General features: G+C 42.2%; 24 protein-coding genes and 1 riboswitch. Of the genes, 5 read left to right on the top strand and 19 right to left on the bottom strand.

What is annotated here, in order from left to right; translation table 11 throughout:
• The 3 genes from thiS to MHB50_RS21295 form a co-directional block, all read right to left on the bottom strand.
• Positions 1-201, bottom strand: a complete 201-nt coding sequence (gene thiS, locus MHB50_RS21305; RefSeq protein WP_339160924.1) for a sulfur carrier protein ThiS — start codon at positions 199-201, stop codon at positions 1-3.
• Positions 202-215: 14 nt separating this feature from the next.
• Positions 216-821 carry a thiamine phosphate synthase gene (locus tag MHB50_RS21300; protein WP_339160921.1) on the bottom strand — a complete coding sequence of 202 codons (606 nt, stop codon included), beginning with the start codon at positions 819-821 and terminating at the stop codon, positions 216-218.
• Between the two features lie 64 nt (positions 822-885).
• A riboswitch (TPP riboswitch) is annotated at positions 886-995 on the bottom strand.
• Positions 996-1,051: 56 nt separating this feature from the next.
• Positions 1,052-1,354, bottom strand: a complete 303-nt coding sequence (locus MHB50_RS21295; RefSeq protein ID WP_339160918.1) for a 4a-hydroxytetrahydrobiopterin dehydratase — start codon at positions 1,352-1,354, stop codon at positions 1,052-1,054.
• 141 nt (positions 1,355-1,495) lie between these two features.
• On the opposite strand from MHB50_RS21295, the gene MHB50_RS21290 reads away from it, so the two are divergent.
• Positions 1,496-2,509: an LLM class flavin-dependent oxidoreductase gene (locus MHB50_RS21290; protein ID WP_340084668.1), complete on the top strand. Its 1,014-nt coding sequence runs from the start codon at positions 1,496-1,498 to the stop codon at positions 2,507-2,509.
• A gap of 582 nt (positions 2,510-3,091) precedes the next feature.
• Here MHB50_RS21290 and MHB50_RS21285 read toward each other — a convergent pair.
• Positions 3,092-4,003 carry a DNA-3-methyladenine glycosylase gene (locus MHB50_RS21285; RefSeq protein WP_340084667.1) on the bottom strand — a complete coding sequence of 304 codons (912 nt, stop codon included), beginning with the start codon at positions 4,001-4,003 and terminating at the stop codon, positions 3,092-3,094.
• Between the two features lie 181 nt (positions 4,004-4,184).
• Here MHB50_RS21285 and MHB50_RS21280 point away from each other — a divergent pair, with 181 nt between their 5' ends.
• The 3 genes from MHB50_RS21280 to MHB50_RS21270 all read left to right on the top strand — a co-directional run bounded on the left by MHB50_RS21280 (position 4,185) and on the right by MHB50_RS21270 (position 6,134).
• Positions 4,185-4,898: a 2OG-Fe(II) oxygenase gene (locus MHB50_RS21280; RefSeq protein ID WP_339160913.1), complete on the top strand. Its 714-nt coding sequence runs from the start codon at positions 4,185-4,187 to the stop codon at positions 4,896-4,898.
• Between the two features lie 116 nt (positions 4,899-5,014).
• Positions 5,015-5,599, top strand: a complete 585-nt coding sequence (locus MHB50_RS21275; protein ID WP_339165545.1) for a bifunctional transcriptional activator/DNA repair enzyme AdaA — start codon at positions 5,015-5,017, stop codon at positions 5,597-5,599.
• Between the two features lies 1 nt (position 5,600).
• A complete protein-coding gene (locus tag MHB50_RS21270; RefSeq protein ID WP_339160910.1) occupies positions 5,601-6,134 on the top strand; it encodes a methylated-DNA--[protein]-cysteine S-methyltransferase in 534 nt (177 codons plus the stop codon).
• 221 nt (positions 6,135-6,355) lie between these two features.
• On the opposite strand, the gene MHB50_RS21265 is transcribed toward MHB50_RS21270, so the two are convergent.
• The 15 genes from MHB50_RS21265 to MHB50_RS21195 form a co-directional block, all read right to left on the bottom strand.
• Complete coding sequence (locus tag MHB50_RS21265; protein WP_339160908.1) at positions 6,356-7,237, bottom strand: DUF1028 domain-containing protein; 882 nt, start codon at positions 7,235-7,237, stop codon at positions 6,356-6,358.
• Positions 7,238-8,418: 1,181 nt separating this feature from the next.
• The gene (locus MHB50_RS21260; RefSeq protein ID WP_339160905.1) at positions 8,419-9,978 is read right to left on the bottom strand and encodes an ABC transporter substrate-binding protein; all 1,560 of its coding nucleotides are present in this window, start codon (positions 9,976-9,978) and stop codon (positions 8,419-8,421) included.
• A 50-nt stretch (positions 9,979-10,028) separates the two neighbouring features.
• Positions 10,029-11,117, bottom strand: a complete 1,089-nt coding sequence (locus MHB50_RS21255) for a C45 family peptidase (protein WP_339160904.1) — start codon at positions 11,115-11,117, stop codon at positions 10,029-10,031.
• 37 nt (positions 11,118-11,154) lie between these two features.
• On the bottom strand, positions 11,155-12,138 hold the full coding sequence (locus tag MHB50_RS21250; RefSeq protein ID WP_339160902.1) for a dipeptide ABC transporter ATP-binding protein: 984 nt from the start codon (positions 12,136-12,138) through the stop codon (positions 11,155-11,157).
• A complete protein-coding gene (locus MHB50_RS21245) occupies positions 12,122-13,138 on the bottom strand; it encodes an ABC transporter ATP-binding protein (protein ID WP_339160900.1) in 1,017 nt (338 codons plus the stop codon). The genes MHB50_RS21250 and MHB50_RS21245 overlap by 17 nt, the downstream gene beginning before the upstream one ends.
• 17 nt (positions 13,139-13,155) lie before the next feature.
• Positions 13,156-14,058, bottom strand: coding sequence for an ABC transporter permease (locus tag MHB50_RS21240; protein WP_339160897.1), 903 nt, complete (start codon positions 14,056-14,058; stop codon positions 13,156-13,158).
• A gap of 11 nt (positions 14,059-14,069) precedes the next feature.
• The gene (locus MHB50_RS21235; protein ID WP_339160895.1) at positions 14,070-15,020 is read right to left on the bottom strand and encodes an ABC transporter permease; all 951 of its coding nucleotides are present in this window, start codon (positions 15,018-15,020) and stop codon (positions 14,070-14,072) included.
• Positions 15,021-15,136: 116 nt separating this feature from the next.
• Positions 15,137-16,177, bottom strand: coding sequence for a hypothetical protein (locus tag MHB50_RS21230; protein WP_339160894.1), 1,041 nt, complete (start codon positions 16,175-16,177; stop codon positions 15,137-15,139).
• A gap of 4 nt (positions 16,178-16,181) precedes the next feature.
• Complete coding sequence (locus MHB50_RS21225; protein ID WP_339160892.1) at positions 16,182-16,901, bottom strand: helix-turn-helix domain-containing protein; 720 nt, start codon at positions 16,899-16,901, stop codon at positions 16,182-16,184.
• Positions 16,879-17,778, bottom strand: a complete 900-nt coding sequence (locus tag MHB50_RS21220) for a histidine kinase (protein WP_340084666.1) — start codon at positions 17,776-17,778, stop codon at positions 16,879-16,881. The genes MHB50_RS21225 and MHB50_RS21220 overlap by 23 nt, the downstream gene beginning before the upstream one ends.
• A 133-nt stretch (positions 17,779-17,911) precedes the next feature.
• On the bottom strand, positions 17,912-19,264 hold the full coding sequence (locus tag MHB50_RS21215) for an APC family permease (RefSeq protein ID WP_339160886.1): 1,353 nt from the start codon (positions 19,262-19,264) through the stop codon (positions 17,912-17,914).
• A 101-nt stretch (positions 19,265-19,365) separates the two neighbouring features.
• The gene (locus MHB50_RS21210) at positions 19,366-20,019 is read right to left on the bottom strand and encodes a GNAT family N-acetyltransferase (RefSeq protein WP_339160883.1); all 654 of its coding nucleotides are present in this window, start codon (positions 20,017-20,019) and stop codon (positions 19,366-19,368) included.
• Between the two features lie 64 nt (positions 20,020-20,083).
• The gene (locus tag MHB50_RS21205; protein ID WP_340084665.1) at positions 20,084-21,505 is read right to left on the bottom strand and encodes an NAD-dependent succinate-semialdehyde dehydrogenase; all 1,422 of its coding nucleotides are present in this window, start codon (positions 21,503-21,505) and stop codon (positions 20,084-20,086) included.
• A gap of 23 nt (positions 21,506-21,528) precedes the next feature.
• Positions 21,529-22,902 carry an aspartate aminotransferase family protein gene (locus tag MHB50_RS21200; RefSeq protein WP_340084664.1) on the bottom strand — a complete coding sequence of 458 codons (1,374 nt, stop codon included), beginning with the start codon at positions 22,900-22,902 and terminating at the stop codon, positions 21,529-21,531.
• Positions 22,903-23,143: 241 nt separating this feature from the next.
• The gene (locus MHB50_RS21195; RefSeq protein ID WP_340084663.1) at positions 23,144-25,270 is read right to left on the bottom strand and encodes a sigma 54-interacting transcriptional regulator; all 2,127 of its coding nucleotides are present in this window, start codon (positions 25,268-25,270) and stop codon (positions 23,144-23,146) included.
• 345 nt (positions 25,271-25,615) lie between these two features.
• Here MHB50_RS21195 and MHB50_RS21190 point away from each other — a divergent pair, with 345 nt between their 5' ends.
• Complete coding sequence (locus tag MHB50_RS21190; protein ID WP_340085378.1) at positions 25,616-26,674, top strand: ABC transporter ATP-binding protein; 1,059 nt, start codon at positions 25,616-25,618, stop codon at positions 26,672-26,674.
• The last annotated feature ends 4 nt before the right edge of the window (positions 26,675-26,678 follow it).

Raw genomic sequence — 26,678 nt, 5'->3', positions numbered from 1 at the left:
TTATCCTCCTCCTACAAAATGAATCATTTCAATCTCATCTCGTTCACGAATGTGCTTTCCATAATCGGACTTTTGAACAATCTCTTTATTTACCTCGACAATGACAATTCGATTGGACAACTTAAGATGATCGAGCAGCTCTTGAATGGTCGTAACATGTTCAGGCAACTCATACAGCTGACCGTTTAATTTCACTTCCATCTCGCTCCCCCCTCTCAAGTGATTGCCTGCCTGGCGTCATCATAAGCCGCTGCGGCAGATAATGGATCCTTGCTGTCAAAAATCGCTGACATCACGGCTATCCCCGAGGCACCTGCTGCATTCAGTTCGGGGATATGTTCCGGTTTGATTCCCCCAATCGCATAAATCTCTGCGCCATCGTATTTCACACTTATCTCTGAAAACTCCTCAAGTCCGCGCGGCGGCAGATGCCCTTTGCTGGCTGTTTCAAATACATGTCCATATAATAGCCAATCAGCTCCGCCCGCGATTGCCTGATCGGCTTCCTCCGCGGAATGAACAGAACATCCTGCTAATAGTCGGGGAAAACACCTTTTTACCGTTTGCACATCCAACCCGTGCCCCGGAAGATGCACCCTTCGGATATTTGCCGCAACAGCTACATCTACCCGGTCGTTTACGATCAGTTTTTCAGAAGAGACTCCCTCACGCAATACCAACTGGATCAGTTGCATACACTCATCAGCCGTTTTTGATTTTTCCCTGATGATAAAATGATCGACAAACGGCTCTGTTTCCACCATTATTTGTCCTACCTTTTTGATCGGCCACCTATCATTTGTTACAGCGATCAACTTCAACTACATGCCCCCTTTAAACACAAAAAAACCACTTACCATAAAGGAAGCGGCCAAATTTATCATATAAATCGGCATGTCACTTCCCTCCGCAGGTTCCAACCTGTTCAGGTGATAAGGGTATCAGAGTGCGCACTCTTCTCTCAGTCCTTTTCAAGGATTCCCCCAGTGCTTTTGCATATGAATGATTCTTGTAGTAATGATAGCATTAACTTTTCATATTGGAAAGTATTCTAGTTTTCTTTCGTACACTCCTCATAAAATTGATCATATTGATCTGCCATTTCAAAGTCCAGTGTCGTTAAGCCACGGGCTCGCCAAGAAGAAATTTTAAGTGTCACAAGCTTGTAGTCGATTGATATAAATGGATGATGTTGCGCTTTTTCCGAGGCTTGTGCCACTTTGTTCACAAAGTCGATTCCTTTTAAGTAGTCGCGAAAACGGTACTTTCTCGTAATCCATTTTTCATCAACAAGTTTCCAATTTTTATTTTCTTGCAATTTCACCGCTACTTCTTCCTGCGATAAACGTTCCATACAATATCCCTCCAAAAAGAGAAAATGATCATTGGCAAATGACAAAAACTTCCGTTCGACTCGATATGAAAAACGGATCATTGGACGTGCTATTGCAAACACTTTATCATCTTTTATAAGAGAAACCAAGGAGTGATTCCATTGTTACAATCACCTAACATAAAACTGTTTGACGGCATCCCGCTGTCGGTTCTTGATTTGGCTCCCATTACCGAAGGAAGCACGGCAACAGAATCTTTTAAAAACAGTGTTGAATTGGCACGAACTGTCGAAAGCTTTGGATTTAACCGCTACTGGCTTGCCGAACATCATAATATGCCCGGTATTGCCAGTTCCGCTACATCGGTCCTCATCGGCCATATTGCCGGCTCCACGAAATCCATTCGAGTGGGTGCGGGCGGCATTATGCTCCCGAACCATGCGACTCTTGTCATCGCTGAACAATTTGGAACCCTTGAATCGCTGTATCCCGGAAGGATTGATTTAGGACTCGGTCGTGCGCCGGGAAGCGATCAAGCGACTGCTTACGCACTCAGACGGACACTCAATAGGGGAGCTGAAGAGTTCCCGCAGCAAGTGGATGAGTTGGAGGAGTATTTTCATGGAACAGCACAGGTCCGCGCCATTCCCGGTGAAGGACTCAACATTCCAGTCTGGCTCCTTGGCTCGAGTGATTTTAGCGCCCGGCTCGCCGCTTATAAAGGATTCCCTTTTTCTTTTGCCAGCCATTTCGCTCCCCAATACACGATACCGGCTATACAGCTTTATAAAAATAACTTTCGGCCATCGAAAACGTTAGACCGCCCTTATGTGATGGTTGGCGTTAACGTCATAGCCGCTGATACAGATGAGAAAGCCGCTTGGCTTGCCACTTCCCAGCAACAGCAGTTCTTGGATCTGATACGCAACATGCCGTCTCAATTAAAACCGCCTGTTGACAATATGGATGAAATTTGGTCGCCGCTTGAAAAAGCCTCTGTTGAACGAACCCTTGATGCGCGCTCCACAATTGTGGGCCGCCCTGAACACGTTCGTGAGAAGCTGCGTGAATTTATACAAGAAACAGAAGCTGATGAAATCATCGTTAACTCACAAGTTTTTGACCCAAAGGACCGGGTACGCTCATATGAAATTCTCGCAGAGATGTTAGTTTGAGCGTTCTTTTCCCTATTTGTCCCGGCTCCCGCTACGAGCACCATGAGGATTCCGACTGTTCGTGTTACTTGTGACGTTCCATTCATTTGGTCCATAGATCATACGCTTATATTTGATAATTTTGTACAACATTTTCATTTCACACAGCTGATCGCAATAAAGATGTTTCATTCTTCCTTTATCATTACACAATGGGGCTGAGATAGAATTGGAAAGATCGTGAAAACAAAACCGCCTGAAATCAAGGTTTTAAACTTGATTCCATGCGGTTTATTTCATTTTTACAGAGTTATGTCCAGCCCTTATTTTTGTTAAAAAAATTCCTATCATCGCTACGTCAACATATTTCGCTTTCCGCAGGTCTCTTCAGCTTCCTCGGAAAGCAAAGTTCGCTTTCCTGCGGGATCTTCAGCTCGAGCTATTCCCGCAGGAGTCACATATGTTGACTACGCTAAAAGCTTGCGTATGATACACTGGGACAATTGATCCCGCATGTAAGGTGCCGTATGACTCCCACTTCAAAATCTCGAGTGAATACAAAAGGTCAAGACGCCGCCATTTCTTTGTGTCCACTGTTCCCCGTTAATAAAGTGTACGCCATAAATAAAAAGTAGCGTACGATTCCCAGTTTTTCCATGAAGCCGATAAGGACATTATTTCATTTTTCGTGGGCTTTCGATCCTTTTTACGCAGTACTTTTATTGCATTCATAAGACCTACATCATCGATTGGAAAAGCAGACCCGAATCTAAGACAACGCATTAAAACATAATGGGCCGTCCAAGGACCAACGCCACGAATCTGGGTTAATTTCTTTTCGGCATCTTGAAAGCTCATTTTCATTAACTCGTCCTTCGATATCTCTCCACTTTCCATTAGCTTAGCAATGCCAATCACATATTCACTTTTCCGTAGCGTCATTTTAATATTTGAAAAATCACTGGTGGTTCGTTGTGAAATTTGCTTGTACGACGGGAAAATCCAGTATTTTTTTCCTTTCCATTCCATACATTCCCCAAATGCTTCTACAAGCTGTTTTTTTAATGTGTATGCGAATGCGATATTAATTTGCTGTCCCAATACACCCCAACATAAGGCTTCAAATAAGTCGGGAATCCCAATAACCCGCAAGCCGCGAAACTTTTCAACAGGCGTTTTAAGAAGCGGATCGGCTTCTGCTATTTTATAAAATGGCGTTATATCTCGATCAAGATCAAACCATTCGCAAATATATTTGACAATCTTCTCCCTATGCCACTCCTCAACAGGTTGGGCGGCATCCAAAAAACGAATAACCATCTGTTTGTTAGCGATAACGCTTATTTGTATTAAGAATCTAGCTTTTTCAATAGCAATGGCTTTCGTTATAAAACCATCCTCTATTTCATACATGCATTCATTCTTTTCCCGTGTTAAATACCCAAGATTCGCTTCCAGATCAAAATCTTCAGGTAACATTATGGTGATGTCATCTTCAAGTGTACGGAATGTCATGTTATCCATCTCCTCATCCTGGCAAGCATTTTTATGTCCTTATACTGAATTGATGTACATATTATCACATCATCCTCCGATAAAATTTCAATATCTTGCTATTACGTTCTAAAGAACTTATTTTTTATTTCATCTGCCGTTATACTAGATTGTACAAAATCATGAACAAGGGAGAGGTTGAATGTCTTTAAATATAAGGACACGTATTCAAAATGTAGATTGGGCGTCGATTCAAAAAGAATTGGATAAAATTGGATTTGCAAAACTTCCATCCCTGTTAACGATAGAAGAATGCGCCTCTTTCATCGAGTTTTATAAACAAGAGGAGTTATTCAGATCAACTGTCAGTATGGAGAGATACCGCTTTGGTAATGGAGAGTATAAATATTTTTTATATCCACTGCCCGACCCACTACAACAATTAAGAGAGTCGTTGTATGTGGAACTGGCTAAAACAGCAAATAGATGGGCGGGTTACTTAAACCAGCCTGCACAATTTCCGGATCATCTACAAGATTTTCTAAGAATATGTGAATCATATGGACAAACGAGGCCAACCCCCTTGATGCTAAAGTATGAAAAAGGAGGATTTAATTGTTTGCACCAAGATTTATATGGAGATATATTCTTCCCCTTCCAAGTAGTCTTTGGACTCAACAAAAGGGATCATGACTATGCCGGGGGAGAATTTTTACTGGTGGAGCAAATTCCACGTGCTCAAAGCCGGGGTCATGTCATTACGTTGGAACAAGGTGAGGCGCTCATTTTTCCCACCAGCCATCGGCCTTTCTTCGGTAAAAAAGGGTATTATAAAACGAAAATCCGCCATGGAGTCAGTACTGTTACTTCCGGAAAACGCTATGGACTGGGAATTATTTTTCATGATTCGAAGTGAGGTTGCCATTGAATATCTGCAAAATCGTCCATTTCAATGTTTAGGGGGCATTTGCTTAAGAAGGTGAGAGCTTAATGGAAGGCAAACAACAGAATAGCTTTCAAAAGGGTTGCGGAATGCCGGATAACGCCACATTCATGACAAATGAAAGATGGCAAGCGATTATAAACAATGATCCTTCTTACAATCATCAATTTTTCTACGCCGTCAAGTCGACGAGGATATTCTGCAAACCATCATGTAAATCTCGTGTGCCAAAAAAAGAGAATGTCCGTATTTTTCTAACGGCAGAGCAAGCTCTCCAAGCAAATTTTCGCCCGTGTAAACGTTGCAAGCCCACTAACGAGGAATTGCCTGATCATGAGTGGATTGCTCTTGTCACGGAATACATTCATAACCATTTTACAAAGCCATTACATTTAGAAGCGCTGGCAAGTATCGCCCACGGAAGTCCGTACCATTTACACCGAACATTTAAAAAGATTAAAGGCATCACACCTGCCGAATATATACAACAAGTGAGATTAAACGCGGCAAAAGAGTATGTAACTCAAACCAATAAAACGATTACGGATATCTCCATATGTGTGGGAATCCCAAACACACCCTATTTTATAACACTATTTAAAAAGCAGTTTGGCCATACACCTGCACAATATCGTAAACTGCAGCGATTCAAGCGTAAAAAGGAGAATCAATAATATGAAATCAAACCATACATCCGCTATTTACTGGTCTTTGCTAGAACATAAAAATTGGCGTTTTTATATAGCAGCCACATCCAAGGGGCTTGTATATGTTGGATCACCTAACAAACCATTGGAAGAATTGTCTGCATGGGTTGAAAAACATTTTCCGGACAGCCAACTCGTTGAACATGAGAAAAATCTCGCTCCTTATAAAATGCAAATCATCGAATATTTAGAAGGAAAACGGAAAGAATTCACATTTCCAGTTGATTACAAAGGGACGCCATTCCAGCTGTCAGTTTGGAATACTCTTTGTGAGATTCCTTACGGACAGACAAAGACCTATTCCGACATCGCAAACTACCTGAACAAACCAACGGCGGCTCGTGCTGTCGGCGCAGCTATTGGCGCGAACCCCATTATGATCGCAGTGCCATGTCATCGCATTGTTGGAAAAAATGGCGCATTGACCGGCTATCGCGGTGGTCTTGCAATGAAATCCAAGCTTTTGGAGCTGGAAAGTCCGAACTCACCTATGAATAAATGACATGTTCCCACATGATACAAAAAGAAAGAGAGCGCTCATTAGCAAAAAAACACACCAAAAAACGATTTGGCATTATCGGTGTTGCGCCTGTTACAACCCCTTATAAGAGAAGCCTTTTTGGCGTTTTTGCGTTCGCGAAACAGGTCCTTTTTAAAATGATTCGCTCCCTTTCTTTCCACCTTGAATGATGAAATGAAGCTCCAAGTCTTTATGCGGTTTTCTTATCCTTTAGATTGCAACACTTCAATATACTCTGCTGCCTTACGCTCCCCTTGTCCCCTCACCTGCATACTTCCATCAAAGTTTTCAATCAGATGAAAGTCTTGGAGAGCGTCAAGGAGCTGATCATCGGTCGGATCTTTGGCAGTCAATAAGGATGATTTGTACAGAGAACATGCCAGATCTTCTTTTACGCTGCCTTCAACGAACAATATCTCTTCGCCTTTTGATTTCTTGAAATAAAGCTGATGGAGATTGAATAAGCGAAGAAGCTCTTCTACAGGTTCTTCATGATCATCGACACGAAGATCCAAATAACGGTCTGTCATCCCGCCGTACCCTCCGTTTTCTTTAACTACCAATAAAGACGCCGATTGCTTTCCACGTCTGTCTCCCCCTGCCTGCTCCCCGCTCATGAGTGCTTTTAAAAGACGGGTGGCCAAATCACCTTTACATGATTGAAATGCTGCGGCCATTGCTTCAACAACTTCTCGCCCCGCTAAAATGTTTCCTTGGCAAGCAAAATGTTTCCCCGACATCCCGCCGGCCCATTTGTAGCATTCATCCCCAGAAAATGTGGCGCTGTTCCCTTTCGCATCGACCATTCCAACCTGACGTAAGGCTTTTTGCTCGTCACATTCAGTGAGGATGCTGATGGTTTCTTCCGCACTTTTCCCACTCTCCATTAACTCCAGCCCTCTTTTTCCATATAAGGGATTTGCCCACGATTGTGTCGCCACAGCACCAGCTCCTGCTTTGGCCCACGGCACAATAGAACCGACTGCGAGGAACTTGGAAACAACGGCTACCCCAAGCTCTTCTGTTTCAGGATCATAACCAACGATCGAATATGTATTTATGAAATCTTTGAATATTTTCATCATAACCTTCCTTTTACTTTATTTGACCCGCACATTTCTTATATAGCCAAACTAGATGAGTTGCTAAGAGATAAGAGAATGGCCAGCCCGGCAAATGGATAACTTGCGAGACAATACGCTGAATTTCTGAACTCCACTTCACATAGCGCCCGCTCACCTATCGGATGCTTTAAGCCTGAGATGGAAGATCATGTTGGAAGCAACTGAGTCTAGTCATCCAACGCCGAGATAAAGGAAGATTATAGACGGATGACTGTTGGACAAAGATCCTAGCGCCGCTATGATGATGCCTTTATGCTTTTATACTTATGTTGAAACGGCCGGAGATATATTCGTAATCGGGTTACCTTATATGTGAAGCCCATCAAGAGTATTCGTTTTTCTACCTTTTTAGCACCTACTGCGCTCTTTATCCTACAAGTACCTTAATGGAGCCTACGTTGGGCCGCCATGACTAATCTATAAACATCAAATCGGGGGAACCAACGCCTTTTCATACAGCTGCCATCGAATCTTATACATCGTAGACAATATAAGCTTCATAGTGTTATTTCTGTTTACCTCTACTAAATCTCATTAATGAAGGACATAGTCAAATTCGATCAAACAAGGTCACCTCCTTTGGCAGAAACAAAGCACAATAAAAGAGTGACTATTATGAAAAATCATATCACAGGTCTCCCCTCTTTAAAAGAACTTACAGTAAGTTTGGAGTACACCCAACCACCTAAAAATGATAAAGGCCATTTTCTAAAATTTGACAATAAAATATAATAGAAATTTTGCTCATTTCAAAGCCTTCGGCACCTGCAACTTTCTGTTGTACTTTTCCACCGAAACGAACATTTTGCCGGTTACATGACAAATGAAAGACAACCCGCTTTGGATCCCAGGCCCTTTCATCGGAACAATTTTCCTTACTCTTATATAACAACTTATTTTATAGCGCTGACGCCGGCTTTGACCCCTTTACATTTTACTCGTTTATCCACTAGAATAGCTGCCGATACCGACTCTGCCAAGACCTTTCTCTCATATAATGTGGACATCTTTTTGCTTCTACTCAGATATCCACATAAAGGGCCGGAACTATTCATGATGGAAAGGCGGATTTTCGTTTTTTGCCGCATCGTTTTTGCAATCAAGCCGATCATAACGTTACAAAAAGATTGTTTTCTGTCGATTTATTTCTTTGACTTTGTAACATTCCATAAAATCGGTCCATGAAACATCTCAAAATGTTCCACATTGGTGCGTATAGCGGCAACACTATCATAATCTCCAAATTTGATTGCAGGCAAATAGTTCCAAGATTCATGTTGCAGTTTACCGAAAATTTCTTTAGCATCTTCATCTGATGGAGCAACCATCAATTGATCCAACAATTGATCCATTTCCGGACTATTCGACCAGCCTGTATAATGAATTCTGGAGTCTAAAAAGTTAATTTGCGTTGGGTCTGTTACCGGGTTGTAACCCATTGGCATTAAATCATAAAATGTATCATCTTCCCTAACTTCCATCAATGTTGCCCAATCATATACTTGTAATTCAGACTTGACGCCTATTTTTTTAAGATTTTCCTGAATAACGACCGCGATTTGATATTGATCTTCATAATCTCTCGTTGTTAATATTTTTAGCTTTTCCCCGTTATAGCCAGCCTCTTTGAACAGTTTTTTGGCAGTCTCCGGATCATGCGCTTCATACTGCTCTTTTCCCTGTTCTCTGTACCAGCTTACATACTCTTTCGTCAACAATCCGTGCTCCAATGTATAAAACTTTTCATCGGTGAATGCAGCCATCATCACTTCTTGTTTATCTACTGCAAGGTTTAATGCTTGCCGCGCTTTTTCATTAGAAAACAATCCATTACGCTTATTGAATACAACTGTGCTGAATCCTTCCGGATGGGTCATTGCTTCTATGTTCGGGTCACCTTCTATTGCCGGAACATTATCATATGGAATTTGCAGAGCTATATCGTACTCTCCTGTTTGAATGCCCGCCGTTCTGGTCGATGCATCAGGGACCATATGGAAGTATAATTCGTCAACCATCGCCTCCTTTTTGCCGACCAATCCATCTGGTTCTTTGCGTGGTGATTGATAATCGTCGTTTTTCACTAGCTTTATATATTGATCTTGCTTCCATTCTTCCAGCTTGAATGGTCCTGTTCCAATATATTCCTTAACTCCGGACTTTGGCGCATTTTCAATCACTTCTTTTGGCATAATAGCCGGGAAGTTTATATTAGTGGCTAAAATATATTTGGCGATTGTAAATGGTTTATCCATTTTTAACGTGACAGTATAATCGTCTTCTTTCACAAATTCGGATTTGGAAAAATAGGTGCTTGCCTTGCCATTCAGTACCTTCCAGCGTTCCATGGATGCCACTACATCATCTGCGGTCATTTCTTTTCCATTATGGAACTTGACACCTTTTCTTAATGTAAAAGTGATGCTTTTAAGATCTTCACTTGATTCAAATGACTCCGCGAGTAATGGCGCGGCTTCATTCCTTTCGTTAAAGGCCAAAAGGGTTTCAAAAATATTACGTCCCACATCAGTTGTGGCTACAGAAACAGTTACATGCGGATCCAAGGTAGGAGGTTGTGCCATATACGCAACATTCAATGTTCCGCCTTTTTCATTCTTTCCGCTTTTTCCCGCATCATCAGATGATGAAGCACATCCAACTAACATCATAACTGCCACAAAAGATATCAGCATTTTTTTCATGATATTTCCTCCACTTTTTATTATCTTTCTTTTCCGACTATTCTCCAGGCTCATTCTCGGAAGCTGTCAATCTCCTTGAATTCTCCTTCTTGGCCAATCCGTAATAGCGCCCTCCTATTTGTTACATTGATGATAATCGAGAAGATCGTTTCTGCCCGTCGATGTTCAGGAACATTTTTATTTTGAAAATGATGAATAGAACTTGGTTTATTAAATGTATCTGAAAGCCACCTCTCAAATACGTTTTCATTGATCGGTTCGCCGACGGCAAGGCTTGTCTTTATAAGCTGGTCCGCCCTCTTCTTCCTAAGGATTGAATCCTCAAACCTGAAGTCATTCAAATCCTTCAATTTATTGTTAAGACTAGCGGAACAAATATGGTTTGTATGGGTCAGCCAACCTTCATCCCCGCCTACATAATCAATGCCAAAAGGGGAGATTTCCGGATTAACTGCCATCCCGTTCCCACTGCCGTCATCATATCCAATTAAAAAGCTGGCAGCGGCGGCTATTTGCCCATTTGCAATTTTGGCTATCGCCTCAGCTTGCGAATAGGAGTTTAAGACGGCACGGGCACCAAGATGTAATGGTATTTCGTTTGTCCTTTTATTTGTCAGCAAAGCATTAAAACACAGGGCGACTCCAGCCGAATTGTAACCAATCTTACCGATGAGGCCCCCTTCAGTCACCATTGTCATTCGGGGTTTAGATTTGGCTTGTATATGGAGTAATAGCAAACTTCTTTTTTGCGATGGAGTCCAATCCCAAGTTTGGCCAATGATAGTGTCTTTGCTAATGGGGCTGGTGATCGCCATCGTCGTGCAACCATCCGCCAGCAATTCTCCTTGATTGGTCAGGGCTATTTCACTTCGGGCATTTAATGTTAAAATGTCTTCAAAATCGACTCCCGCACCCTCCGCAATTCTTTCCATTTCTTCCACCATCTGCAAATCATATTGTTCAATCGCCTTTAAATGAAGTAATGCGTATTCCCTTGCTTCGGACCATCTCATTTTTTTGAACCCATAAAATAGTTTTTCATATGTTTCCAAACTATTGATTACTTCTTGCTTCCCTTGACTCCCGTGACCAAATCCAATGTCCTTGGCAGATCCTTGAAGATATACATTCTTAATCATACGTTGTCTCTCTCCTTTTTTTATCTGACCCCATCAGCTACATATGGAGATGGCAGGCAACCTGATGGCCATTGGCCCCTTGTATGATTGTTGGAACTTCTGACTTGCATCGATTCATGACGTATGGGCACCGCGTATGAAAAACGCATCCTGAAGGCAGATTTGCCGGGGAGGGCACATCTCCTTTCATGACGATTCTCTCTCTTTTTCTGCGCGGATTGGGAATCGGAATGGCAGACAGTAAAGCTTGAGTATAAGGGTGAAGCGGATTTTGAAAAAGTTCATCGGTTGGTGCCAACTCTACGATTTTGCCCAGATACATGACCCCGATTCGATCAGAAATATGGCGAACAACGCTGAGATCATGGGCTATAAATAAATAGGCTTGTCCAAATTCTCCTTGCAGCTCTTGCAGAAGATTCATGACTTGTGATTGTATAGAAACATCCAAAGCCGAGACTGGTTCATCGCATATAATGATTTTTGGCGTGACAGCCAGTGCCCGCGCGAGACCAATTCGTTGTCTTTGCCCTCCCGAAAATTCATGAGGATACCGATCATATTGATCTTTGCGCAATCCAACTTTATGTAACAAATCCATCGCTTTGTCTGTTCTTTCAGCCTTTGTTCCAATCCCTTGAATCTTCATTGGCTCTTCAATGCTATAGCCGATTCTTTTTTTGGGGTTAAGCGAAGAATGGGGATCTTGGAAGACCATTTGCATTTCTTTTCTGATAGGCATAAATTCTTTTTCTTTTAATGAAAAAATATCCTGCCCTTGGTATAAAGCCGCACCGGAAGTAGGTTCTGTTAATCGTAAAATGGTTCGGCCGGTAGTACTTTTGCCGCATCCGGATTCTCCAACAAGCCCCAATGTTTCTTTTTCAAATAAATCGAACGTGACATGATTAACCGCCTTTACGTGACCGGTCACTTTGCCTAGTGGATTTGTGATTCGAAAATGTTTCTGGAGATCTTTAACCTGCAAGAGAGGTTCTTGCCTTTCATACTGTTGCTGCATTTTGTCCCACACCCTCCTTGTTTAAAAACTCGTCTGCCTTCCAACATCTCACCTTTTGGCCATTACCTATTTCTTGTAGGTCAGGTGTGCTACTCTTACACTGTTCATCGGCAAACGCACATCTTGGCGCGAAACGGCAACCAGTTGGAATAGCGGTTAAAGGCGGGACAACTCCTTTAATGACATGCAGTTTTTCCGTCCGGTCTCCGTCGATCTGGGGAATTGATTTCAACAGGCCCTTGGTATAAGGATGAAGCGGATTGAAAAACAATGTTTCCACCACACCTTCTTCAATTACCTGGCCGAGATACATGACGACAACCCGTTGACACACTTCAGCTACAACACCCAGGTCGTGTGTGATCATCATCACGCCCATTTCCAGCTCTGATTTCAAATCATCAATCAACTCTAGGATTTGGGCTTGAATCGTTACGTCAAGAGCAGTGGTCGGCTCATCCGCGATCAGTACTTTGGGCCTGCATGCCAGAGCCATGGCGATGAGTACCCGCTGTCTCATTCCTCCAGACATCTCATGCGGATATTCATGTATTCTTTTTTCTGGCGCCGGTATGCCGGTAAGCTTCAACATTTCTTCCGCTTTTTTTAGTGCTGCGCCCTTGCTCACTTTTTGGTGGATTACAATTACCTCAGCTATTTGATCTCCAATGGTTTGTACCGGATTTAAAGAAGTCATCGGGTCTTGAAAGATCATGGATATTTTATTTCCACGGATTTTCCGCATTTCCGATTTGCTAAGCTTCAACAAATTCCTTCCTTCAAATAAAACCTCCCCTTCATACCTAGTCGTCTTTTCATTTAATAACCTCATAATTGATTCAGAAGTTACGCTTTTACCACAACCCGATTCTCCTACAACCCCCACGGTTTCGCCTTTGTTTACTCTAAAGGTGACATCATCAACCGCCGCAACAGGCCCTTGTTCCGTCGTAAAAGTTGTTCTTAAATGTTTCACTTCCAAAAGTGGCTGAATAGACATCTTCAACCTCCTATTATTTATGATTTTTTTGTTTGATGAGACTGGGGATCAATCAAGTCACGTAAGCCATCCCCAAGCAGATTCGACCCTAACACTGCCAATAAGAGAAACATCCCGGGAAATACAGTCATCCACCAAGCTGTCTGGATCACGCTTTTGCCATCATATAAAATATTGCCCCAACTTGGTTCAGGTGCCGGAATTCCCGCTCCTAAAAAGCTCAAAGATGCCTCTATGATCATGGAAACCGAGAAAACATATGTAATTTGAACGATAAGAGGAGTAAGAACGTTCGGTGCGATATGCGACCAAATGATCTTCCAGGAGCCTGCTCCTTGTGCTCTTGCCGCTTCAACATAAGTCTGTTCTTTTACAACGAGGGCAGCTGAGCGGACAATTCTGGCCACGCCCGGTGTTTCCACAATGACGATGGCGATCACAACATTTATGGGCTTAGGCCCCATTACTGCCATAATCGCAATAGCCAAAAGAATGGAAGGGAAGGCCATCAGACCATCGGCAATTCTCATTAAAATGTGGTCGAGAACGCGATAATACGACGCATACATTCCGATAAACAGACCCAATAAACCTGTAATAACCGCTACGGAAAGCCCTACAGCCAAGGATACTCTTGCTCCGTAAACTACGCGGCTAAATATATCCCGTCCGAAGTTATCAGTACCAAACCAATGAGTCGCATTTGGGGGCTTTAAACGGTTTACCGCCTCCAAGTCATAAGGAGTAAATTGGGTAATGAGCGGAGCAGCAAGTGCTGACAAAGTGATCAATAACATGATCCCTCCGCCAATCACAACCATTTTATTCGCCCAAAGCCGTCTGATAAATAAAGATCTTCTTTCTTTGGCAATATCTTTTTTTTGCACGGCGACATCCGATTCCATCACTTTTGCAAGCATTCCTTCACCCCCTATTTTCTATTTAGTTTAATCCTCGGATCTACTATTCCATATAATAGGTCCACCACAAGATGAATCAGGACGTAAGTTCCGGCAATCAATAGGACACTCCCTTGAATGAGAACATAATCTCTTCGTTGAATGGCATTAACAATCAACTGGCCGAGCCCAGGTATATTAAAAACCACCTCGGTCACTACCGCGCCGGCTACTAAAGTGCCAAATGCCTGGCCAATAACCGTTAAGATTGGAATGAAGGCATTCCGAAAAGCATGTTTATAAATAATGACTTTTTCTTTCAGGCCTTTTGCATGGGCGGTTTTAATATAATTCATGCTGAGTATATCGAGCATGGATGACCTGGTCATGCGGGCAATTAACGCGGATTGAATGGCTCCAAGGGTGATGGCCGGTAATAATAAAAACTTCAAGTGGTTCCATAATCCTGCACTGAGCGGTTGATAGCCGGCAGCTGGAAGCCAACGAAGCTCAACCGCGAATAAGAGAATGAGTAAAAGTCCCAGCAAAAAACTCGGTATAGAGATTCCAAGTAAAGCAAATACCATGAAAAATTGATCTACTGCTGTGCCTTTTTTTGTTGCAGCGATCACTCCAAGTGGAATGGCAATGACGATTGAGATAAGCTGAGCCAAAATAGCCAAGGATAAAGTAGGGGCCAAATGACTTGTAAACGCCTTCAAAACTGGCATATCCAAATAAAGCGAATCTCCCAAATCCCCTATTAATACCCCGCTAAACCAACTGAAAAATTGCTCATAGAGAGGCAAGTCTAAGCCAAGCTCATTCCGTAACTCTTGTATGTCTTCGGGCAGAGCATCCGGGCCCAATATAATGGATGCAGGATCTCCAGGGGTCAGGTGTATCAAGAAAAAGACGACAATAGCCACTACTAACATGACCGGTATAAGGGAAAGCAATCTCTGCAAAATATATATTTTCAATCTGATTCTCCTTTCTCAGAATGATAACCCTTTCATCACTGCTTTGTTCGCGATCTCTGTTTATTCATTATAAAAAAAGTCCCGACAATAATATTGCATTATTGTTGGGACTTTTTTCACTTTCTTGACATTATGTTGCGAATCACCTCGGTAGCTGTCGCTACCATGACTAATATACCAATGAGTAAGCCAAAAAATGTATAAATCAAAAGAAGACTATAATGGTGAAAAACAGTAACTGTCATTAACGCGGCTATTAAAAGAAGAACAAAAGGCGTCTTACTTTTTCTTTCTCCCACTTTTTGCGGAAGTGTATCAATGAATAATATAAGTGTGCCAACATAAACGACAAAACAAAACATCTTAAACATGAGCGAAGGGGAAAGCTTTTTGATTAATAATATAAATAATTCATTTGCATGGCTATATTCCAAGTTTTGTGTAATGGCGACAACATTCATCGTTGCAAAAGCCAGTAGAAAAGTAGAAAAGATAAAAACGGCAATCAGCAATTTGCTAATTCCCTTTTTAAAACTTGGATTTGTATATTTGACAATCACATCTCCTTGCCATAATAACTTTGCAAAGAAAATAAAAAAAGCAATGAGCCATAATAAACGTAAACTTTCTGCATCATGATTCAAAACCTGGGGCTGATAGTACAAAAGATTATGGTATAAAGATTCGAGCCCTTTTTGCAAATAAATATAAGTAGGAAGGATAATTGCTAATCCACTGATAATAGTAAATTTAGCTTCTTTTATCATTTGTTTCCAATTTTTCTTGTTTGGAAGAAACGAAGCAAGTATAAGAAAAGTAGCTGCCGTACTAAAAACAGAAATATAAATATTTATTTGAAACAGAGAATGAAAAATCAACCCACTTACAAAAAGATGCAACACATAAACTTCTAAAATCCTTACAGACCTTATAATTCTTCCTGCTATAGACTGCTTTTTGATTGCGAAAGCAGGTGATTTGGTCAGCTTTTGTAAAAGAAAAGAGGCGCAAAATGCTAACATAAAGGCGCACACAATAACGATACTGGAAAAAACACCAAATCGAATAACGACTTCCCCAATGATAAATATCATACTGATTGATAACCAACTTGAGATTAAATAGATAATGTTTAAAGGTTTTAATGGTTTGATCATCGTCTTAAACTACTTTCTTGTTGCGATACTCCTTTGGTGTACAACTGACCATTTTTTTGAAAGCGCTGCTAAAATAATGCTGGCTATTAAAGCCACATTCCTCTGCTACTCGGAGAATCGTCCAGTTTTTATTTTGGATAAGCATCTTCTTTGCATTTTCAATACGAAAATGCAACAAATAATCGGAGAAGTTAATACCCACTTCTTCTCTAAAAAGCCGGCTTAAGTAACTAACATTAATATGAAGTTCTTTCGCAATAGAAGCTAGCCGTAATGGCTCCTTATAATGTCTTTTTACCATCTGAATAACCGCGCGTACAATGTCTGAATAATTGTCATATTCCGGACGCGTCTTTAGAAAATTCCGCAAAGCCGCAACCAATTCTTTCTCTATCACTGGCTTGACAATGTAATCTAGTACCTTTAAGTGGATAGACCGCTTGGCATAATCAAAATTTTGAAAAGCGGATATGATAATAATTTCCATATTGGGCATTAGCGATTTTAGTGTTGTTGCCACTTCCAGGCCATTCATTCCGGGAAGCTGAACATCCATAAGTGCTAGCTGAAAAGAGTCTTCCACTTCAACCATCTGTTCAGCCAATTTGATTGCCTCTGAACCATACAACGCTTTAAAAATGCTCCATTTGGGATAATGCAAGTGAACTAAAAATTCTAATTGCTCCAACTCGATCGGTTCATCATCCAGAACCAAAATGTTCATTGATTGTTTCACCTCCCAACTCTGATTTATCACAAATTTTCGGCAACGACACAACTACTTTTCCACCATGCTCGTCCTGCTGTTCATCTAACAAAAATTCCATACGGGCCTCTTCCCCAAACAATAGGTTTAACCGTTTAGAGACATTGATTAAACCTATTCCTATTGTGCTCTCTTCTTCTAAAGGGTTAAAAGCAAAACCAGGCCCATTATCCTTCACAATGATAGAAAGCCGACGCGCGGTCGACTGAATCATAATATGAACAATTCCGGGCCCTTCCACCTTTTCTATTCCATGTTTAAAGGCATTTTCAACAAGAGTCTGCAATAGATAAGGGAGAACGAGTAACTCTTCCGTTCCCTCTTCAACATCCCATTTAACATGAAGTCGTTCCCCAAAACGGAGCTGTTGTATCGCCAAAAAGTGCTTTGTATACTCCATTTCTTCTCTTAAAGAATATAAAGTTTGTTCTTGATGATATTTGGAACGTAAATATAAAATCATATGTTCAAATGTTTCTGATAAACGGTCATATTTTTTTAAACGGATTAACCCAAACATAGAATTTAAAGCATTAAATAAAAAGTGGGGCTGGATTTGCTGATTCAGTCTAATATATTTTGTTGTTTCCAATTCTTTTTCCAATAAAACTTTTGAATTTTCCACTTCCAACAAATATATTTGCTTCTCAAACGCATTATAGATGATTAATATGAGCAACCCGATCACTGGACATAAAATACTGATTAAGATAAATAGAAAGAAATTCTCGTATGAAACCATGCCATTCACCATTCTTCTTTCTTCATTATAAAAAGGACTACATAATGAAACAAGAATCTGCAGTAAAATGCTTCGTCTCATGATGGATTCCATTTTTAAGATGTCTCCTGTCTGATTTGAGAAATGGGGCTTGACCATAAGCGCGCATATCCATTTATCCTCCTTTTCCAATTTAACTATCCACTCCTTTTCAACCATGTAAAAACAGCCCCGCAAGGCTGTTTTGTTAACTCGGTAATTGTTCGGCTTCATCCAGGTCCAAATCTTTGATGTTTCTTTTAAAAACCTTGGACATGAACAACATATATATGATGCCGATCACGACCCAAACGATTCCCCCTATAAACGCGTCCGCCTGAAGGAACGCCCAGAGAACTCCCGTAAAGGCGGCTCCTATCGTCGGCATGATGATATAAGAGAATACTTGTTTTGGTGTTTTATATTGTTTCCTTTTAAAGACAAAGTAGGCTATAACGGACAAGTTTACAAACGTAAAAGCGATTAACGCGCCGAAATTAATCAGGCTGGCAACGAGTTCAAGGCTCGGCCCCATCGCTAACAAGCTGACCAACCCGACGAAAATAACGTTAATGGCCGGGGTTCTAAATTTCGGATGAACATATCCAAACAGTTTCCTTGGAAGAACACCGTTTCTTCCCATTACGTACAATAGCCTGGATACACTCGAATGAGAGGCCAATCCGGAAGCGGTTGTGGCCGCAAACGCGCCGGCCAAAAAGATTAGTTGAAAAATCACTCCCCCGACGTGAAGAGCAATCTCGGGAAGTGTATCATCGACAACATGAAAGACGGACACATCCGGAAACAATGTCTGTGCATAATACGCTCCAATGAAAAAGATCGCCCCGCCAATCAGCACGGTTAAAGCAATAGCTCTTGGCACTGTGTTAATGTCCTTTGCTTCTTCCGTATACATCGTAATGGCGTCAAATCCAATAAACGAAAAACAAACTACGGTTGCCCCGGCTAAAATGGCGGCAGTGTCCATATTTGCTTGAAAGAGCGGCTGAATCGTTAACAGCGTGCCAGTTCCCATTCCTTTGGAAAGCTGAATGGTTCCCAAAACAACAAATGCAATCATTAAGGCCATCGTAAACACAACCAAAATAGTATTGACGCCTGATGTGGAGCGCATACTGTAAACATTAATCGCTGTTACAAAAGCCACATAGATGAGGACCCAAATCCATGCCGACGCCTCAGGGAACAACGCTTCCATATATAAGCGAATGATGACAGCGTTTACAAGGGGAAGCAACAAATAATCAAGCAATGATGCCCATCCCACTAAAAATCCTAAATGGGGACCCATCGTTTCCCTCGTATACGTGTAAGCCGAACCGGCGCTTGGAAAGACTCTTACCATCTTTCCGTAGCTGATGGCTGTAAACAGCATAACAACCAAACCGACAAGGTATGCCAAGGGGACCATGCCCCCCGTTTGTTTAGAAACGATTCCAAAAGTATCGAATACAACTGTTGGCGTCATATACCCCAATCCGAGTGCAACAATTGCCCATAAACCGAGAGATCTTTTCAAAGACGGGTTTTTTTGCATGTAAAAAGCCCCCTGGCAAACATTTTTTTATTATTCAAAGGAAGGTTATTGTCCGAAAGCAATCGGAAAATATGGACCTTCCATCTCTTTATTGTGAACGGTTACACTTGTTTGTAATCCGGGTTTTTCCACTCCATTAACGCAGCATATTTCAATGACTCTGCATCTTGCGGCAAGTAGTTCGGCATGATGGAAATAAATTTAAATCCATTTCGAAGTTGAAACGTCATAACCGGGTCATGCAATTCTCCATTAATCACTTTTTGTGCATACTGTTCAGGTGTAAGCTCTTGGGCGTGTTTATGATAGTTTGGTATACGCCCTCCAAACAGAATGCTCTCCAGCTGAAAGGCTTTTACAATTTGTCTTCTTGCTTCATACAAGCGCATTCCAACCTTAAGACCCCTGTATTCGGGATGTACAACAACTTCTGTTCCATACAAATTTTTTCCCTGCGGGTTATGGTTTCTAATATATCCTTTGTCTGATATATCATCAAATGAGTGATTGACCCCATAATCTTCAAAATTGACGATCACACTAGAGCATGATCCGATAATGGTCCCATCTTCATGCTCAATGACTACCTGGCCTTCAGGAAAAGTTTCAATTTGGCTTGCCAAGTGCTCGGGCTTAAATGGTATGGACGGATCTCCGAACCCGATAGCGGCCATCTCGTTGACTTTGTAAATATCCCGCAGTTCCATAGGCCTGGCCCCTATTTGTTCTAGAATGTTTGCCAAGTTTTCCTTCAAAACGATAGTCCCTCCTTTTTGTAGTAGGATGGCGCGCAATTGTGTTACGCGCCATCCGCCGCTATTAGTTTTCGTAAATGGATACGAATTTTTCCTCCAGGTATTCTTCCAAGCCGTATTTTCCGCCTTCTTTGCCCATTCCGCTCTCTTTTATTCCGCCAAATGGCGCCTGGATGACGATTGGAGCAGGATCATTAATGCCGATAATGCCAAACTCCAACTCTTTCATCATCCGCATGCCGCGGCCAAGATTTTTCGTATAGCAATAAGCGGCTAAGCCATATGTTTTATGATTGGCTCTTTCAACGACCTCATCTTCATCTTTGAAGGTAAAGACCGGGGCAATTGGGCCAAATGTTTCCTCAGTCGCAATTTGCATATCGTCCGTTGCATGCAAAAGGACTGTCGGTTCAAAGAAATAGCCGTTGCCCTTCTCGTACTTATAAACATTTCCGCCGTGGACGACTTTCGCATCATGTTTGACAGCATCCTCCACTTGGCTCTTCATTTTTTCCAAAGACTTTTCATTGATTAACGGACCAACATCCGTACCTTTTTCCAAACCGTCGCCAATTTTCAACTTGGAAGCCTGCTCTGCAAGCTTTTGTGCAAATTCATCGGCAATCGACTCCTGTACGTACACACGGTTTGTGCTGATACAAGTTTGGCCGGAGTTTTTAAACTTGGAAAGCAGTACACCTTCAACGGCAAGATCCAGATCAGCATCTTCAAATACGATATAGGGTGCATGTCCGCCCAATTCCATGGACACTTTCTTCATCGTATCGGCTGAATCCCGCATCAGTTTTTTCCCGATCGCCGTAGACCCCGTAAATGTCAATTTTCGAACATCGGGACTTGAAGTCAACTCTTTGCCAATTTCTTCAGCAGGTCCGATTACGAGGCTAACGACACCTTTTGGCACTTTTGCTTCATGGAAACATTCAAATACTTTGATCGCGGAAAGCGGTGTTTCCAAAGCCGGTTTTAATACGACTGTACAGCCCGCGGCAAGCGCAGGCGCAATTTTTCTAGTGATCATCGAAAGCGGGAAATTCCATGGAGTGATGGCTCCGCAAACACCGACTGGCTGTCTAATAACCATTAATTGCTTATCTTTATGGGATGAAGGAAGCACGTCTCCGTATATTCTCTTCGCTTCTTCCGCGTACCAGTCCAAATAGCTGATGGCGCCCAACACTTCCCTTTTTGCATCCGGCAGCGGCTTGCCGTTTTCAAGTGTGATGATTTGGGCAAGTTCCTCCATCTTCTCTTTCATGAGACGAACCACTTCGAAAAGATAGGCGCTTCTTTCGTTCCCTGTCGTTTTCCCCCATGTTTTAAAGGCTTCTTTGGCGGCTTCAATGGCTTGCTTCGTTTCTTCTTTTCCACAAAGCGAAATAGTGTCGATCACTTCAAGCGTTGCCGGATTTTTTACTTGCTCTTTTTGATCGGACTCATACCATTCTCCATTGATGTAATACATCCGTAAACCTCCTTTGGTTCTTTTTATTTGAGCTTGTTTTTAAAGGCCGTAATGGATTCATCAATGATCGCGATGATTTTCTCCACTTCTTCCTTATTGATAATAAGTGGCGGTGCTATCGCGATACGATCCTTGCCAAGCGGCCTTAAAATAAGCTTTCTGTCAAAACACTCATCCACAATGGTTGGAGCCGCTTTTACTTCCGGAGCAAACGTTTTGTCATTTTCCCTATCTTCCCTAAGATCAAACGCGGCCAATAGCCCGATCACTCTCGTATTTGTGACGATATCATGTTTTTCTTTCAAATATGCGAGCCCGTCCCGCATCACTTTTTCCATCGCTTTCACGTTATCCAATACGTTATCGCGCTCCAACATCTCAATATTTTTCAATGCGACCGCGCAAGCTGTTGGATGTCCACTATAAGTAAATCCATGCGCAAGAACTCCTTCAAAGCTTACGAGCGTGTCGCGGAATTCCTTGTTCATGACAACTGCGCCAAGCTGGGAATATCCGCTTGTAATCCCTTTCGCAATACTCATCAGGTCAGGGACAACGTTCCAGTTTTCAACGCCAAACATCGTTCCCGTGCGTCCAAATCCACAAATCACTTCGTCAGCGATAAATAAAATGTCATGTTCATCCGCCAACTTGCGCACAGCTTGCAAATATCCTTCCGGAGGAATATTCACACCGCCCGCGCCTTGTACAGGTTCGATAATAATGGCGGCAATATTGTCCGCCCCTTCTCTTTCGATCGCCGCACGAATGGATTCTTCATATTGCGGATCATTCTTATCCCCTTGTTCCGCGTTGAGCAAGTGGGCAGTCGCGTGTACAAACAATCCCGGAATATTGGAGCCGGAAAACTCATGGAATGCCTGCAATGCTGTTGCTGTTTGGGCTCCAATCGTCACACCGTGGTATGCGTTTGAAACGGCAATAATTTTTTTCTTGCTAGGCTTTCCTTTGATTTCCCAATAAAATCTGGCCAGTTTGAATGCGGTATCATTCGACTCCGAACCACCGGACGTGTAAAAAACAGCTTCCAAGTCGCCAGGCGTCATATCAGCAATTTTTTTGGCCAGTTCAATAGCCGGCTCATTTGAAAAACCTTTAAAAGAGGAAGCATAAGCGATTTTCATCATTTGTTCTCTGGCCGCATCAGCAAGCTCGGCCACCCCATGCCCCAAGTTCACATTCCACAACATGGACATTCCATCTATATATCTATCTCCATTTACATGGTCGGCATAAATGCCTTCCCCTCCTGCAAAAATTATGGGTGGTCCCTCTTCAGCAAGCAATTTGGGATCTGTCGTCGGGTGAATATAATGTTTTTTATCTAATTCAATCAACTCTTGAATCTTGGAATCTTTTACTACTTGACTAGCCATTTTTGGCACCTCCATCATTTTTCTCGTAGTTCTAATGTGCAATTTCCATGCCACATTAAAAAGCGGGCTCGCGTTAGCAAGTTAAAAGGTGCCGTTCCTTGATTCTTCAGCGTTTTTATATTCAACCTCCTTGACGGAGTGAAAACGATTTTATGCACAAACGGAAATTTGTATGCAATTATGCATAATGGGTGGCCGCTATGAACCGTCTCCGGCTACTTAATAAAACATTTCAATTGTTTCAACGGGAACCGATCCCTTCTTTTTCACGCTTGCGGTGTAAGATTTTTTGATATTTGCGACTGACGGAAGATTGACTTATACCGAGTGCCGCGGCCGCCCTCGTTGTTGTTTTATACAGATTCATCGCCTGGGAAATAAGCTGTTCCTCAACGGCTTCAAATGCTTCTTGAAGCGGCATGATGTTCGTAATGATCGGCTTTACTTTTTTCATCGGTTCATTCAGTTTCAGCACCTGGCCCACGACGTTGGCATCAATCAACTCATCATCCGCTGTCACGACAAGGCGCTCAACGATATTTTGCAGCTCACGGATGTTACCGGGCCATGTGTATGCCTCCAACAGATTCAACGCATCGGGCGTTAAATGATAATTGCTGTGATGGCGCTCATTCAACTGCTTCAAAAAGTGATGTGCAATCAGCGGGATATCTTCATGCCTTTCTCTTAAAGGCGGCACATGGATCGGGATTACATTTAACCGGTAAAACAGATCTTCACGGAACGTGCCGTCCGCCACCATTTCCCGCAAGTTTGTATTCGTAGCCGCAATGATTTGCACATCGACGGAAATCGACTGAGTGCTGCCGACAGGTGTTACTTCGCGCTCTTGGAGGACACGCAACAGCTTTACCTGGAGCCTGAGGGGCAACTCAGCGATTTCGTCCAAAAACAAAACCCCCTGATCCGCCTGTTTAAAATAGCCTTCCTTACCTCCAGGGTCCGCCCCGGTAAATGCTCCTTTCACATACCCAAACAATTCGCTTTCCAACAGCGTTTCCGGGATGGCCCCACAATTCACTTTTAAAAACGGCTTGTCTTTCCGGACTCCCAGTTGGTGAATGGCGTGCGCAATCACTTCTTTTCCGACGCCCGATTCCCCCTGAATCAGCACTGTTGAAGAGAACTTGGCAACTTTATGAACTTGGGCGACAATATCCTCCATCTTCTGGCTGCAGTAGATCAGTTGTCTTTGCAGCTTTTCCCGCGTTCTGATTTGATCGAGCTCTTCTTTATAACGGGCTGATATTTTTTTCATTTCACGCAGCTCATCCCGGAGGCGCGTCGCTTCCGTAATATCCCGGGAAGCCACGATGACACGTTCGATTTCCCCATCCTCCCCGAGAATGGGGTTTCCAACTGCAAGAACCTTTTTTCCGCCCGGCGTTTCCTGCACTACGGAAACCTTCTTTTTCTTTTCCAAAACGAGCCTCGTGACAGAAGGCATAAATAGCCCCTGTTTTTCCAGTTCCATGATGTTTTTCCCAAGCAATTCACTTAAATCCACTCCCCAAAACTCCGGAATCGCATTCTCGCTAAATCTGAGAAGTTCTCCACGCGCATTGACAACCAATATTTCATCATAAATACTTGATAAAATGGCGTTCAAATCCTTGTTCAAATTTTTCACTGACTCCAGTTCCATCGCCATCTGCTCAACCATTGGCAAATCCTGGACGATGATAATGAGGCCTTCAACGTTTTTACCGTCATTGATGATCGGACTGTAGTCCACTAGCAAGCCGGATTCGTTTGATACTTGAATTTGATTCAAGACTGTTTCACCTGTTAAAAAGACATGGTTTAGATGATGAGGATCGAAAATATCACTTGCCGATTGATTGAGCACTTGCTCCGGCGCAAAACGGGTCATCTTCAAGGCTGATTCATTATAATTAACGACGACTCCACGATTATCCACAATAAAAATCCCCATCGGTATCGACGCGATCAACACTTTCAAAAAATTCATATCTTCTTGTTTAAACAATTCAATGAGCAAATCCTCGCGTAGAACATAGCCGGCAATTGAACCGCTTTCATTCTTAACTAATGAAATATCCTTTCCCAAGACTTGAAATATGGCAGAGAAAGGAAGACTTTCCGACAATGTGCTCAGCTCTGTGACAGGCTTGGCGTATGGATTCAACTGTTCCAACTGCAATCCGACATTTTCCCTGTAACTGACAGGTAAATCTCGTAAATGAATATAACTGCTAATCTTGCGATTTTCCTCTAAAAAAATAAACCGATTATTATTAGACAATAGATCTTGCCAGTTTGGACCAGGTTCGTCAACAGATAATTTTACAATCGGTTGAATAATATCTTTGGATAAGAGGAACACATGATCAATCCCTTCCCTTGTCTTTTAGTGTCGTTTCTAAATATTATAACAAAAAAATTCATATAGCTATGTATTTTTGAAAATATTTATTCAAATCCGCATGAATAATATAATTTGTGCATACTTTTTTCCAAGCAAAAAATGATTCCGCTCTATTCTCTAATGAATAGTTTATGCGAAAAGACATAGTACTTTTAGGAATTTTCACTATTATGGCTATATTATCAATACATTTATAAATTGGCACATAATTTGCGTTATTATTTATTAGTTTTGTAGAAACGAAATTTTCAAACAAAAAACAGCAACTCAGATGAAGGAGTGATCATTGTTTTGAATGATGTGATGGTTACATTGGACAACGTCGTCAAAAGTTTTGAGCGTAACACAGTTGTCAAAAACATCAGCATGGATATTAAAAAAGGGGAATTCCTGACGTTATTAGGCCCTTCAGGATGTGGAAAGACGACAACGTTGCGCATGATTGCCGGGTTTGAACAGCCGACTGACGGTGATGTATTAATAGATGGAAAAAAAGTCAGCGGGATTCCCCCACACAAAAGGGATGTCAATACAGTATTTCAAAGCTATGCCCTTTTCCCCCATATGAACGTATATGACAACGTTTCCTTTGGACTCAAGATGAAGAAAGTAGGGAGAGAGGAGATAAAGCGGCGTGTAATGGAAGCGCTTCAACTTGTCCAACTTGAAACTTTCGCGGAGCGAAAACCCGACCAGCTCAGCGGGGGACAAAAACAGCGCGTGGCGATCGCCCGCGCTTTGGTCAACAGTCCGAAAGTGCTTCTGCTCGATGAGCCGCTCGGCGCACTTGACCTTAAATTGCGCAAACAAATGCAAGTCGAATTAAAACATCTGCAACAGCAACTCGGTATCACATTTATATATGTCACCCACGATCAAGAAGAAGCCTTGACAATGTCAGACCGGATCGCGGTTATGAACAATGGCATTATTGAGCAGCTTGGAACGCCAGATGAAATATATGAACGGCCCGCTTCCCGTTTTGTCGCCGACTTTATTGGAGAAACGAATCTCTTTGAAGGAACGGTTATGGAAATAAACAATTCGCATGCCTACCTGGCGTTTTCCGGACATAAAATCCCCGTTGTCCAGACAGCGCCACTTTCGTTAAATCACCAAGTGGCGATGGCGATTCGTCCTGAAAGAATCAAGCTTCATATAGAACCAAACAGGGAGAGTTTCGCCATTCCCGGGAAGGTCGTCGAGCATATTTATGTCGGGTCGATCATAAAAACAGTCGTTTCTCTTCCGGGCGAAAACCAAGTTACGGTAAATACAATGCCGGAAGTAGCCCATTCATTTGCCGTTGGTCAAGATGTCTTCGTAAGCTGGGAACCTGATAAGGCGGTGGTCATTACATGATGAA

Source organism: Siminovitchia sp. FSL H7-0308 (assembly GCF_037980985.1).
Taxonomy (GTDB): Bacteria; Bacillota; Bacilli; order Bacillales; family Bacillaceae_C; genus Siminovitchia; species Siminovitchia thermophila.
The sequence above is the reverse complement of the archived record's forward strand: the minus strand, read 5'-3'. Positions and strand labels throughout refer to the sequence as shown.